Source organism: Vibrio sp. SCSIO 43009, assembly GCF_023716525.1.
In the GTDB taxonomy this organism is placed as follows: Bacteria; Pseudomonadota; Gammaproteobacteria; order Enterobacterales; family Vibrionaceae; genus Vibrio; species Vibrio alginolyticus.
Genome location: NZ_CP071842.1, coordinates 1983583 through 1997355, shown reverse-complemented (window position 1 = coordinate 1997355; position 13773 = coordinate 1983583). Strand labels below are relative to the sequence as shown.

Genomic DNA, 13773 nt, shown 5'->3' with positions numbered 1-13773 from the left:
TTTTTATCACTGCGAAAACGTGATATTAATTTCGTAATATTTACATAGCAGGAGCAATGAGCATCATGGAACAAAATACGGACAACGTATTTAACTTCAGTGCAGGGCCAGCAGGTCTGCCTAAAGCAGTTATGCAGCAAGCACAAAAGGAACTAATCGATTGGCAAGGTCTTGGCACTTCGGTCATGGAAATCAGCCACCGAAGCAAAGAGTTCATCAAAGTTGCAGAAGAAGCCGAGCAGGATTTACGTGATCTTCTGAATATTCCGGACAACTATAAAGTGCTGTTCTGCCAAGGTGGTGCTCGTGCTCAGTTTGCTGCTGTTCCTCTAAACTTACTTGGTGATGCCGATACGGCAACTTACATCGATGGTGGTTATTGGGCTGAAAGCGCGGTAGCTGAAGCGAAAAAATACTGCGAACCAGACGTGTTTGATGCAAAAACAGAAATCAACGGGAAAGTCGCGGTTCTACCTGCAAGTGAATGGAAAATTGCTCCAGAAGCGGCTTACGTTCACTTCTGTCCAAATGAGACCATTGATGGTATTGAGATTAACGATCTTCCTATCACCGACAAACCGATTGTTGCTGACATGTCTTCGACAATTCTTTCTCGTGAGATCGATGTGTCTAAATACGGTGTGATTTACGCGGGCGCTCAGAAAAATATTGGTCCTTCCGGCATTGCTATTGCTATCGTGCGCGATGATTTATTAGGTATGGCGAAGCAGGTTCTACCAAGTATCTTGGATTACACTGTTTTGGCAGAAAAAGAATCAATGTTCAACACGCCACCAACCTTTGCATGGTACCTGTCTGGTCTTGTTTTCAAATGGCTGAAGGCACAGGGCGGAGTAAAAGCGATTGAGCAAGTGAACCGCGCTAAAGCCGCGCTACTGTATGATTACATCGATCAGTCTGATTTCTACCGTAATGGCGTGCACTCAGCGAACCGTTCTTTGATGAACGTTCCATTTCAACTTGCTAAGCCTGAACTGGATGCAACCTTCCTTGAGTTAGCAGACTCTAAAGGGCTGAAAGCGCTAAAAGGTCACCGAGCAGTTGGTGGTATGCGAGCATCCATTTATAACGCAATGCCGCTAGAAGGCGTTCAAGCGTTAGTAGACTTCATGCAAGAGTTTGAGAAAAACTACGCGTAAGCTCAAACTGATAGTTGTTCTCCAAAGCGTCGCTATTGCGGCGCTTTTGTTTATCTCAACTCACATCATTCCAGGAAGGTAAAATGACCAAGGCAAATATTGAAGCGCTGACTAAGCAGTTCCCACTCTTGGCTGCACTTATTGATCTTGAAGAGGTTTGTTGGTTCAACCCCCATATCACTTCATTGGAGGAAGGCTTACCTCATGTCGGGTTAGATGAAAAAGATATTCAAGCGGCGAGTGAACGGCTAACACGATTTGCGCCTTATTTGATGAAAGCGTTTCCCGAAACGGAAACGTCGCGTGGCGTTATTGAGTCCGCAGTGGTGGATATTCCCAATATGAAAGTGCGTTTGGAGCAGCAATACGACACGCCAATATTGGGCCATTTAATGCTCAAAAAAGACAGTCATTTGCCAATTTCTGGTTCGATCAAAGCGAGAGGTGGTATTTATGAAGTGCTCACTCATGCAGAAAAGTTGGCGTTTGATGCCGGCTTGCTCTGTGAAAGCGATGATTACAGCAAATTGTTCAGCAATGAGTTTCGGCAGTTTTTTAAGCAGTACAGTATTGCGGTTGGCTCAACCGGCAATCTTGGTATGTCCATCGGCATCATGAGTGCGAAGCTGGGTTTTTCAGTTTCAGTCCACATGTCTGCGGATGCGCGGGAATGGAAGAAAAATAAGCTCCGGTCACATGGTGTTAATGTCGTAGAGCACCAAGAAGATTATGGTATTGCTGTCGAGCAAGGTCGTAAAGAGGCAGAAAAAGATCCCAACTGTTTCTTTATCGATGATGAAAACTCACGGACGCTGTTTCTAGGTTACTCTGTTGCGGGTGAGCGTCTTAAGCAGCAATTTGATGACTTGGGAATCGTGGTTGATGAGCATCATCCATTGTTTGTTTATCTTCCTTGTGGTGTTGGCGGTGGACCTGGTGGGGTGGCATTTGGCTTGAAGGTAGCATTTGGCGAGCATGTCCACTGTATTTTCGCAGAGCCAACGCACTCACCGTGCATGCTGTTGGGCGTACATACAGGCTTGCATGACGATATTTCGGTGCAAGATTTGGGTATCGATAACATTACCGCCGCTGATGGTTTGGCAGTAGGTCGTGCCTCGGGATTTGTCGGAAGAGCGATGGAAAGGCTACTTGATGGTTTTTACACCATTGATGACGCTCGTATGTATCACCACTTGGGTGAGTTAAGTGAACTGGAAGGTATTAATCTAGAGCCTTCTGCATTAGCCGGTATGATTGGGGCAGTGCACGTCTCGAATAACCATGCTTATCAGTCTCGAATGAAATTTGACGAAGAAAAACTCAAAAACGCAACACATCTTGTTTGGGCAACAGGTGGGGGCATGGTTCCGGAAGATGAAATGGCGGCTTATCTCAAAAAATCTGGTCGGTAAATCAGCACTGTATACGTGCTTAATTAGGTAACTAATAATACAGGAATAACAAAAGGGCTCATCGTTTGATGAGCCCTTCTCGTCACTGAAAATCGAATTATAGAGATTGTAATAGCTGGTAGTAACGACCTTTTTGAGCGAGTAGCGTTGGATGGTCGCCTTGTTCGATGATCTCACCTTGTTCCATCAAACAGATGCTATCCATACTTTCTAACTCTATCAGTCGGTGTGTAATGAATACTACTGTCTTATTAGCAAAGTGTTCATTGAAAAGCGCCATCACTTTTTGTTCCGTACGCTTATCGAGGCCTTCAGTCGGCTCATCTAAGAGTAGGATTGGGGCATCACGTAGCAATGCTCGAGCAATACCGATTCGGCGTTTCTCACCACCAGATAACTGACGACCGCCGTCGCCTAACCAAGCGTCTAAACCTGGCTCTTCAAGAAGTCCGCCAAGCTCGACTTTTCGTAAAATAGTAGACAGTTGCTCATCACTTGCATCCGGAGCGGCCATGAGTAAGTTGTCACGTAGTGTCCCGTTTAGTACATCTACGCGTTGACTGACCACAGTCATTGCTGCTCGCAGGTCCGACTCGCTCCAATCTTGCAGTTTTGTACCACCGATTCGAACTTCACCTTGGTTAACATCCCAGTAGCGGCAAAGAAGCTGAATCAGTGTTGATTTACCTGAACCTGTTTGACCTACAATTGCAGTTTTAGTGCCCAACGGTAGTGAGAGTGACAAGTCTTTCAGCACCTTTTGCTGACCGTCAGGGTAAGTAAAATCTATGTTGTCGAATTCAATGTCTAACGTTGTGTCTTTATGTTTCGACTGCTCAGGGAAGACGACGTCAGGTTCAGCCAAAATTACTTCATTTAAACGACGAGCAGAAGTCAACGTTTGACCGAGATACTGGAATGCGCCCGCGATAGGCATCAGAATCTCAAAGCTAGCCATGGTTGCAAACGCGAACAGCGCAATCCAAGGATCAGGAGCACGACCACCTACGCCGTCTGCAGCAAACCAAAGCATCACAACCAGTGTAATGCCGTTCACCAGCATAAGCAGGCCTGAAGCCATGCCCGTTAAATTCGCGTTCACAAATTGGTTAGACAGCAACTGCTTCTGCTTCTCTAGAATGAGATTACGATAACGTTCTTCTGCTCCAAAGATACTCAGTTCACTGTAGCCTTGAAGCCAGTCCAGTGTCGCCACTCGCAATTGCGCTTTATGATGAGTGAGATTCTCGCCATTGTTTTTACCCAGTTTATAGAACAGTACTGGCCATACAAACAACATGACGGTAAGAATCGAGCCAAGCAGTAGGGCGAGATGCCAATCAAAGAACGCCAGGACAGCCGTTAAACTCAATATGCCAAAAACACCAATCACGACAGGGCTGATAAGTCGAAGGTAAACGTGATCCATCGCATCTACGTCCGCTACTAAGCGGTTGAGCAGATCGGCATCACGCATCGTAGAAACACGACCCGGAATCAGTGGTGCAAGTTTCTTAAAGAAGAAGATGCGTAGATCGGTAAGCAGCTTGAACGTTGCATTGTGGCTAACGACACGTTCTCCCCATCGACCTGCGGTTCGAGCCATTGCAGCGCCGCGTACCCCGGCACCTGGTAACATGTAGTTGAAGGTCTCACGAGCAACCGTCAAGCCTGCCACCGCTGCGGCTGAAATAAACCAACCTGATAGCGTTAATAAGCCAATAGACGCCGCTAAGGTCAGAAATGCCAGTAGCATACCTAGCGAAAGACCAAACCAGTGTTTTTTATAGAGTTTTAGATAAGGGAGTAAATCACGCATCTAAGTTCTCCTTGTCTGTTTCACGTTGTGCGAGGTTCGCTTCCAACATGTCTTTAAATAAGCCATCTTCTGTCGACAGTGTGGCGTAATCACCACGTTGAACAATCTGGCCGTCCTGCATAACAAGAATTTGCGATACGTTTTGTAAAGGCGCAAGTTGGTGAGTAATCATCAAATTCGTTGTGGCATGCGCATACTTGTTAATGCCTTCCATCACGAGTTTTTCACTGCGAGCATCTAAGCTTGCGGTTGGTTCATCTAATAACCAAAAACGACCATTTTGTAGCATGGCGCGAGCCAGTGCTAAACGCTGCGCTTGGCCGACAGATAAACCACCAGAACGATCAGATATCGGATAATCCAACCCATGCATTTCAACAAATTCAGCAGCGTGAGAGTCATTCAACACAGAATGTACGTCTGCATCCTGAATATTTTGCTTACCTAGTGTGATGTTATCTCGAATGCCACCGTGTAATAGCATCGGGTTTTGACCAATCCAGCTTACTGCCTCTCGCCATGTGGCTAGATCCAGTTGCGACAATTCGCAGCCATTAATTTTTAAGCTACCTTGATAAGGCATGAAACCGAGGATTGTGTTTACCAAACTTGTTTTACCTGCGCCACTTGGTCCAACCAACGCTGTACTTTTGTTGGCTTCAAGAGAGAAGGATAGGGGACCTGCGAGCTGCTTACCTTCCGGACTAAAAATGGTTAACTGGTCCGCTTCAATATGGATAGGGCTGTTTTTATCTAACGCTTGGGTACCATCTTTGATTTGATCGACTTCCAAATCCAGAAACTCGACAATGCTTTCTGCTGCGCCAACCGCTTGCTGTTTCGCATGATAGAACGTGCCCAAATCACGTAATGGCTGATAAAACTCTGGAGCAAGAATCAGAATGAACAAACCAGCAAAGAGCGTAACACCTGCGCCGTAGTAGCCGAAATCGAGCTCCCCGATATAACTAAAGCCAAAGTAGACAGCGGTAATTGCGATAGAAATAGAAGTGAAAAACTCTAACACCGCAGAAGACAGAAACGCGATTTTCAGAACGTCCATGGTACGAGTACGAAAGACTTCTGAAGCACCCTTTAGCGTCTCAGTTTCAGATTTTGTTCTATCGAATAAGCGAATGGTTGTCATTGCTTGCAAGCGGTCATAAAAGTGACCCGACAAACGCTGCATCGCTTTAAAGTTTTTACGGTTTGCTTCTGCGGCTTTCATCCCAACCAGTGCCATGAAAATAGGCACTAGTGGTGCAGTGACCAGGAAGATCAAGCCTGCTGCCCAGTTTACTGGGAATACGACAACCAAAATGATGAAAGGCACTAGTACCGATAATGACATTTGAGGCAAGTAGCGTGAGAAGAAATCTTGCATATCTTCTACCTGCTCTAAGATGAGCGTTGCCCAACTGCCAGCAGGTTTGCCTTTGATGTAAGCTGGCCCAAGCTTGTGAACTTTATCTAAAATGAGTTGGCGAATATAAACTCGAATTTGCTCCCCGCAACGGTAACCGGCAAGCTCTCGACCCCAGGTACAAGCAGCTCGACCGATAACCGTGCCACCGAGCCCAACAAAATGCCAAATGAGCTCGGCTTTGTCGACTTGGTCAATGATTAACTGGTGCAGAATGGAGGCGAGCAGGGCTGCTTGAGCCAATAAAAACACGCTTGAAAGTACGCCTAGGCCTATCGCAATCATAAGCCAGCGCTTGGCTAACTTACTTTGTTGCTTCAGCCACTTATTCAAGCTGCTTTGCTTTTTCTTATCCATCGTGAAGGCTTAATGATAATTGTTTTAATGAGGCGGTAGTATACAAAAGAAAACCCAGCGGGAATACCGCTGGGCTTTAAGGATATGACACAAATGTGAAAAGTTATTTGTCACCAAGTGAGTCTAAGAAACGTTCAGCATCTAATGCAGCCATACAACCTGTACCTGCAGAGGTGATCGCTTGACGGTAGTTGTGGTCCATTACGTCGCCAGCTGCAAATACACCTTCGATACTAGTTTGTGTTGCGTTGCCTTCAAGACCTGATTGAACGATGATGTAGCCATCTTTCATGTCTACTTGGCCTTCAAAGATTTGTGTGTTTGGCTGGTGACCAATTGCGATGAATGCACCCATTACATCGATATCTTCTGTCGCACCGCTGTTCACGTCTTTAATGCGGACGCCCGTTACGCCCATATCGTCACCCAGTACTTCATCGAGAGTGCGATCGGTATGAAGAACGATATTACCGCTTTCAACTTTATCCATCAGACGTTTCACAAGGATCTTCTCTGCGCGGAATGAATCGCGGCGGTGGATCAGGTGAACTTCTGACGCAATGTTAGATAGGTATAGCGCTTCTTCAACAGCCGTGTTACCACCGCCCACAACTGCAACTTTCTGATTACGGTAGAAGAAACCGTCACAGGTTGCACAAGCAGAAACGCCGCGACCTTTAAATGCTTCTTCAGACTCAAGGCCAAGGTATTTTGCTGATGCGCCGGTAGATATGATTAAGGCATCACAAGTGTACTCACCTGAGTCGCCTTTTAAACGAAATGGGCGTTGTGATAGCTCTACTTCATTGATGTGATCAAATACGATTTCAGTTTCAAAACGCTCGGCGTGTTCTTTCATGCGATCCATCAATGCTGGACCTGTCAGTCCCTCAGCATCGCCTGGCCAGTTTTCAACTTCAGTTGTGGTGGTTAGCTGACCACCTTGTTGCATTCCCGTCACAAGCACAGGGTTTAAGTTTGCACGCGCTGCGTAGACGGCAGCTGTGTATCCTGCAGGACCAGAACCAAGAATTAATAATTTACAGTGTTTTACGTCGCTCATTATGGCTCCAAAAAGGGCGTAACATTTCCCTCGATTGTATGGAAATTCTTAGTGCTTTAAAAGCATAAACAACGATTGTGATCGAATAATTGGTTATAGATTAGAACCCACTAAATATTGATTGAGAACGTTGACTTCTAGCATAAAATTCTATTCGTAGTAGAGAAGTCTAGTTTCAAATATTGTCAAAGCGTAAAACTGAAACATGGCTCTGTTTTTGTGGTTTGGTTTGGTTTGTTATGTTGTTTTCGTCGTTTTGTTGAAGCTATCAACGTTAAAAGCTGGTAATTGCAGAATATTTGCGTAACCTAGTGTGTAAATTAAATGTTAATTAATGTGCCTCATTAAAGGAGCAAATGATGTTACATTCACGTGAGAATACTCTACATTTAACACAGCTCAGCATGGCAGCAATTGAGCAGCTTTCCCCATCGTTTGAAGAACTGCCTCGTACCGAACATGCAGATGGTCAGTATCGACTACGACGTTATTCTGTGGTTGGCTTTGATAACGGCAAAGTCATCGACTTAAATAAAAATAGCTTTGTTCAATCCTCTGATATCAACCGATTTCAAGGTGATGTAGTAAGACAATTCGAGCCAATTGAGAAGGATATTCTTACCAGCGATGGATTTCGAGAAATGTGTGAATTGTTTGTCAATGCGAATCATCTGCCAAACGGTCAAGAAATAGAAATTCACCAAATCCGTATCAGGGCACTGGAAGAAGAAACCCAAGTAGCACCTGAAGGTGTGCACCAAGACGGTTTTGATCATATTGCAATGGTTGGTGTGGGACGCCATAACATCATCGGTGGCGACATCATGCTGTACAGCAGCCATAACCAAGCCCCATTTTTCCGTAAAGTGCTAGAAACCGGAGAGGTCGCAATCTTGGCTGATAGCAAGCTGTGGCATAACGCGTGCCCTATCCGCTCTGTTATTGATGACGAAGCGGGCCATATGGATGTATTTGTACTTACTGCTACGGATAAGCGTAATGAACTTCAATCTTAATCAGATCAGAGAGCAATTTCCGGCGTTGGCTCAATACCACAACGACAAGCCCGTGACGTTTTTTGATGGTCCAGGTGGCTCACAAGTGCCTCAACCAGTACTAGACAGCATGGTTGGGTATTTAGGTCGTTTCAACGCTAACTTAGGCGGGCATTATTTTTCTAGCCAAGTGACCGTTGACGTAATGCAAAATGCGCGTGAGTCGGCTCAGGCTCTACTTAATGCCCCTTCATCTGGCAATATTGTCTTCGGTGCCAATATGACCTCACTAACCTTTCAGCTTAGTCGCGCGATTAGTCGAGATTGGCAAGCAGGAGATGAGATCATTGTCTCCGCTTTGGATCACTATTCAAATGTATCCAGCTGGCAGCAAGCGGCAGAAGATAAAGGCGTTACGGTTCATCAAGTTCGTATCAACGAAGAAGATTGTACGCTTGATATGGAGCATTTAAGCCGCCTTCTTTCTGATAAAACGCGCCTTGTCGCTGTGACTTATGCATCGAACACGACGGGTTCTATTGTGGATGTACAGCAAGTAGTCAGCATGGCGCACAATGTTGGGGCACAAGTTTATGTGGATGCCGTCCATTATGCGCCTCATCATTTGGTTGATGTTCAAGCGTTAGGTTGTGACTTTTTAGCTTGCTCAGCTTACAAGTTTTTCGGACCGCACGTTGGTATTGCTTACATAGCCGATCAGTGGCTCCACAGTATTCGCCCTTACAAAGTCGAGCCTGCCACTAATATAGGCCCTGGTCGATTTGAAACAGGAACGCAAAGTTTTGAAGGTCTTGCTGGTGTCGTTTCTGCGGTTGAGTACCTGGCTCAATTTGGTGAAGTCGGTTTACCTCTTCGCCAACGATTGGAGCAAAGCTACCAACTGTATGAACAACATGAGCAGCGCTTGAGTGAGCGTTTCTTGCAGCGTTTGAATGCATTAGATGGTGTCAATCTATTCGGTATCGCAAAGGAAGATAGCCAACTCCGCACGCCAACTTTTGCGCTAACGTTTGACCGATATTCTCCAGAGTTCATCGCGAAAACACTGGGTGAACATAACATTTGTGTATGGAATGGTCACTTTTATGCGTTGGGCTTAGTTCGTCAACTTGGTTTAGAAGAATCGGGTGGTGTAGTGCGAATTGGTTGTATGCATTACAACACAATAGAAGAAGTCGATATGTTATTCGATGTGCTAGAAAGCATCCTTGACGCATAACTAACGATTTCTTCCTAATAGAAAAACAAAAGCTCGAGTCAAAATCGAGCTTTTTTCATTTTTATTTGAATCAACGCGTTCTGCAAGCGATTACTCACTAACTTCAACTTCATAGGAAGTGAATTTTCTTACATTAATAACGCCGGTATCAAAGATGAGGTATTGACCTTTGATGCCTTGCAAAGTGCCAGTAACAACCGGGTTTTTATCGAAGTTATGCGAAGTGATCTTCGTTGGGTGCTGTTGTACCGGGTAGCTAAGGTCGGTAATGCTTTCGTTTAATACTTCAATGGCATCTTCGCCGAATTGCTGTTTTATCTCGGCAATTTTCTCTTCGACTAAAGGCAATAGCTCAGCAAAACGGTCCTGCAATGCCATAGGTTCACCGTCACCTTTTAGCAGTGTGCGCCAATTGGTCTTGTCTGCGATATGTTTCGCCAGTTCAACTTCAATTAAACCGGAGATATGGCGAGTTTTTACTTTAAAAATTGGCAAGCCCTGAGTCGCGCCTTGGTCAATCCAACGAGTCGGGACTTGAGTATGACGAGTAATACCAACTTTTAAGCTGGATGTGTTGGACAGGTAGACAAAGTGATCCACCATGCAATTCTCTTCACCCCATTGTGGTTCGCGACAAGTCCCTTGATCGTAGTGGCAGGTCTCTGGCTTCATGATACACATGTCGCAGCTTGCTAGCTTTTTCATGCATACAAAACAGTGGCCTTGCGAATAACTCTTTTTCGTTTTCTTTCCACATGAGCAACAAAAAATATTGCCAGTGTGAGTCAGTGTGAGCGTTTTACCCAGAAAAGGAGTTAAGTCGATTTCTTCCTCACCGACAGGAAGACGGTAGTTGACGGCACCGTCCAGAGAAGCACGCATTTTGTTTAGCGTGCCAGTTGCAATTAATGACATGACATTACTCATTATTGTGTTTTTGCACAGTATATACTGAAGTGGAGAAGAGATGCAGGGTTGACAGGAGCTTTAAAGTAAGTGTCTTGCACTAAATTATTATGCATCGTGTTTTATTTTCTAAAAATTATGGCTGTGAAATGCTTCGCAAATAGAAGTTGGGCTGCACTTTTTAGAAATTTTAAAACGTGATAACGGTTCAAAATCCGTTACCATGTGTCGAAACTAAGAATTGAATGAAAAAGCGATTTTATTTCTTGATAAATCACCTTGATTTCATTTTTGAAATTATTGAACCCCACGTATTGTATAATCTCAGCAGGTCACTTGCCCATGAAGTGGATCCATAACTTTATCTTTGCTCTTTCTATTTGCACTATCAGTTTGGTTGCCCTTTATAGTGTGCTTGGCGATACGCGAAAGCTGACCATTACACCTGAGCATTTCAATATCTATGCAACTAAAGATGCCAGTGAAGGAGGTGTGAGTGAGGCAGATATCACATACGATCGGCAAAGCCTAGTCCTTAGCTGTGAACTAAAGCAGAGCTCGTATGCTTGGCCTTACTGCGGAATCTCGGTTTATACCGATTCAGCAACGCCAACACAGGGTATTGACCTTTCCAACTACCATACGATTCGATTGAAGGTGCGATATGAAGAGGCAGGAATAGGGGCTAACCCTAGCCACGACCTACGTTTGTATCTTCGCAATTATAATTCTGAGTATTCCAAGCCGGACGACGAGTACACCATTAAATATAATGGCATGCAGTTTTCTCCGTCGGGTTCGAGCGATATTGTCGAAATTCCGATTAAAAATCTTCAGGTGATGACCTGGTGGTTAGCAGATAACGGAGTCGCGATTGAGCACTCTGCACCTGAATTTTCAAACATCACACGTATTGATATTGCAACTGGGTCTGGTGCGGCACTTGGTAAACATAGAATTGTGATTGATAAAATTGAGTTTGAAGGCGCTTACCTTGCGCAAGAAACATTGTTGTATGCATTATTACTCTCTTGGATGGCGCTTGGACTGGCTTTTTCACTGCATGAGTTACGAAAAAATAGAGTGGCTTATGAAAAAGCGCAAAAGCGTCACCGTCATTTGGAAAAGGTGAATGATACTTTGCGAGCTCAAAACTATGAGTTTGCAGAGCTAGCGCATCGAGATGCTTTGACGGGCGCGATGAACCGATATGCTGTGCAACACTGGCTGGAACAACAATCTCGTCAGGTTCGCTGGGGGCATAACACCTTCAGTATTCTCTATTTGGACTTGGATAAGTTTAAAAAGGTGAACGACAAATTTGGGCACCAAATGGGGGATGACATATTGCGCGAATTTGTCATGGTGGTAGCGACTTCTATTTACTCAGACGATCGACTCGTTCGTTGGGGCGGCGAAGAGTTTGTCGTATTTTGCCCTGATACCAATATTGAACAAGCGTTAGAGAAGGCAGAAATGATTCGCAAAAATGTGGAGGATCATTTGTGGGTGCACGGTGAATCATTAACTTGCAGTATTGGCGTTGCCCAAATGCAGAATGAACGCGTCTCAGAAACCATGGCGAGAGCTGACGAAGTGCTGTATCAGGCGAAGCGCAATGGTCGCAACCGAGTGGAAGCTCATTATGGTTTACTTGCTTGCGAAAAGAAGCAAGCCTGATAGCCGTTCACTAAAAGGAAAGAAAAAAGGTGGCCAACTGGCCACCAAGAGGGATACTGCTGAACACCACTTAGGGGGGAAGTTTGGGTTATCGATACGATTACCGTGAGCAGCAGTGTAGTGCTAATCGAACTTGCTATTTTTACCAGAACAACCAAGCGAAAAGCGTTAGTGCAGCAATACAGGCAATGTTTAATACGAAACCAATTCGCATCATTTCTTTTTGCTTGATATGACCCGTACCGAACACAATCGCGTTTGGAGGTGTTGCAACAGGTAACATAAATGCACAAGATGCAGCGACGGCAATCAGTGCAGAGAGAATAACCGGAGACATGCCTAAGGCTTCTGCAATGGTCGCAAATACAGGGACAAGTAGCGCAGCACTGGCGGTGTTACTCGCAAACTCAGTTAAGAAGACAACAAAAGCAACCACTGCAAGAATCGTTAAGAGAATACCGGCTTGCTCAAGGAAGCCTGACAAGCTATGAGCCAAAAATACGCTTGTTCCGGTTGCTTTTAGGACGTTACTCAGACAGATACCACCACCAAATAGGATTAACACACCCCAGTCGGTTGTTTTCTCAATATCTTTCCACTCGACGGCGCGAGAAGCACCAAGTAGAAGGATGGCGCCAATGGCTACAAGAGTATCGAACTTCGCGAAGCCACCCAGCATAGCGTTAATAGGCTTACTGAATATCCACAAAGTTACGGTCAGTAAGAAAATCGCCAACGTAATCATTTTGCCGTTTGTCCATTCGACTGGTTGATGGTCAAGGTCAAACTTGTGGCTAAGGTCAGGCTTAGTCATCGTGTACAATACGAGGATAGCGATTGGCATTAATACTAGGGAAATAGGTACACCAAACTTCATCCATTCAGTGAAGCTTAGGCCAACTTCAGCGGCTGCAATTGCGTTTGGTGGGCTACCAACCAGTGTTGCAATACCACCAATTGAAGCACTGTAAGCGATACCGAGTAGAACAAACAAAAAGGTGTTGTGGTTTTTCTTGGCGTCTAGCTTTGTCATCACACCCAGCACAAGCGGTAACATCATCGCGGCGGTGGCGGTGTTTGAAATCCACATTGACAGGCCAGCACTCACACCAAATAGCATGAATACAGCGACAGACATTTTTCCTCTTGCCAGCAATAGTACTTTATCTGCAATCGCTTGATCTAACTTTTGTTTATGTAGAGCCGCAGCTAGTGCAAAACCACCCAAAAATAGAAAAATGATGGAGTTGGAAAAGTTATTCAGTGCGGCTTGAGTGTTGAACACACCCAAAAATACCGCAAGTAGTGGTATGAGCAGCGCAGTAATGCTGACGTGAATCGCTTCGGTTAGCCACAGAATAGCAACAAAAACTAAGATGCTCAGGCCGGTTACTACTTGTGGTTCAAAGGGTAAGGTATTAAACAAGATAATGAACAATAGGATATTCGCGTTCAAAATCATGCTGTTGCGAGTGAAGAACCAATTCTTCAATGTCACAGCGAGTGCGGTCATGGGTAGTGCTCCTTTTGCATTGCCTTTTGTCGGTTTTTTTATGGCAAAGTAACTGACTTGTAGTTATTTATTGATGAAATGTTACTTTGAATGCGAAAAAGAGTTTTGCCTGAATCGTAGAGCAAATTAGAAAGTGTGATGTTGAGAATTGGAAATGGGTAGAAAACTACCCATTTGTTTTATAGAAATGTTACTAGGCTTG

General features: G+C 44.8%; 10 protein-coding genes. 5 read left to right on the top strand and 5 right to left on the bottom strand.

Annotated features, from left to right (window positions below; genetic code table 11):
- The first annotated feature begins 65 nt into the window (after nt 1-65).
- Complete coding sequence (gene serC, locus J4N43_RS09335) at nt 66-1160, top strand: 3-phosphoserine/phosphohydroxythreonine transaminase (protein WP_031781349.1); 1095 nt, start codon at nt 66-68, stop codon at nt 1158-1160.
- Between the two features lie 83 nt (nt 1161-1243).
- Nucleotides 1244-2575 carry a D-serine ammonia-lyase gene (gene dsdA / locus J4N43_RS09330; protein ID WP_053349523.1) on the top strand — a complete coding sequence of 444 codons (1332 nt, stop codon included), beginning with the start codon at nt 1244-1246 and terminating at the stop codon, nt 2573-2575.
- Nucleotides 2576-2672: 97 nt separating this feature from the next.
- On the opposite strand, the gene cydC is transcribed toward dsdA, so the two are convergent.
- The 3 genes from cydC to trxB all read right to left on the bottom strand — a co-directional run bounded on the left by cydC (nt 2673) and on the right by trxB (nt 7237).
- Nucleotides 2673-4394: a heme ABC transporter ATP-binding protein/permease CydC gene (gene cydC, locus J4N43_RS09325; RefSeq protein ID WP_053349524.1), complete on the bottom strand. Its 1722-nt coding sequence runs from the start codon at nt 4392-4394 to the stop codon at nt 2673-2675.
- Complete coding sequence (cydD, locus tag J4N43_RS09320; protein WP_158159624.1) at nt 4387-6174, bottom strand: heme ABC transporter permease/ATP-binding protein CydD; 1788 nt, start codon at nt 6172-6174, stop codon at nt 4387-4389. Before cydD ends, cydC begins: the two co-directional genes overlap by 8 nt.
- A gap of 103 nt (nt 6175-6277) precedes the next feature.
- The gene (gene trxB / locus J4N43_RS09315) at nt 6278-7237 is read right to left on the bottom strand and encodes a thioredoxin-disulfide reductase (protein WP_005377991.1); all 960 of its coding nucleotides are present in this window, start codon (nt 7235-7237) and stop codon (nt 6278-6280) included.
- Between the two features lie 359 nt (nt 7238-7596).
- Between trxB and J4N43_RS09310 the strand changes: the two genes are divergently transcribed.
- Nucleotides 7597-8253, top strand: a complete 657-nt coding sequence (locus J4N43_RS09310; RefSeq protein WP_005377989.1) for a 2OG-Fe dioxygenase family protein — start codon at nt 7597-7599, stop codon at nt 8251-8253.
- Nucleotides 8237-9472, top strand: coding sequence for a cysteine desulfurase-like protein (locus J4N43_RS09305; protein ID WP_005377986.1), 1236 nt, complete (start codon nt 8237-8239; stop codon nt 9470-9472). Before J4N43_RS09310 ends, J4N43_RS09305 begins: the two co-directional genes overlap by 17 nt.
- Before the next feature lie 90 nt (nt 9473-9562).
- On the opposite strand, the gene J4N43_RS09300 is transcribed toward J4N43_RS09305, so the two are convergent.
- The gene (locus J4N43_RS09300; RefSeq protein WP_053349526.1) at nt 9563-10387 is read right to left on the bottom strand and encodes a DUF2797 domain-containing protein; all 825 of its coding nucleotides are present in this window, start codon (nt 10385-10387) and stop codon (nt 9563-9565) included.
- A gap of 333 nt (nt 10388-10720) precedes the next feature.
- Here J4N43_RS09300 and J4N43_RS09295 point away from each other — a divergent pair, with 333 nt between their 5' ends.
- Nucleotides 10721-12058, top strand: coding sequence for a GGDEF domain-containing protein (locus J4N43_RS09295; protein ID WP_031781257.1), 1338 nt, complete (start codon nt 10721-10723; stop codon nt 12056-12058).
- A gap of 142 nt (nt 12059-12200) precedes the next feature.
- Here the strand turns inward: J4N43_RS09295 and J4N43_RS09290 are convergent, their stop codons facing one another.
- The gene (locus tag J4N43_RS09290) at nt 12201-13571 is read right to left on the bottom strand and encodes an SLC13 family permease (protein WP_017634863.1); all 1371 of its coding nucleotides are present in this window, start codon (nt 13569-13571) and stop codon (nt 12201-12203) included.
- Nucleotides 13572-13773: the final 202 nt, after the last annotated feature.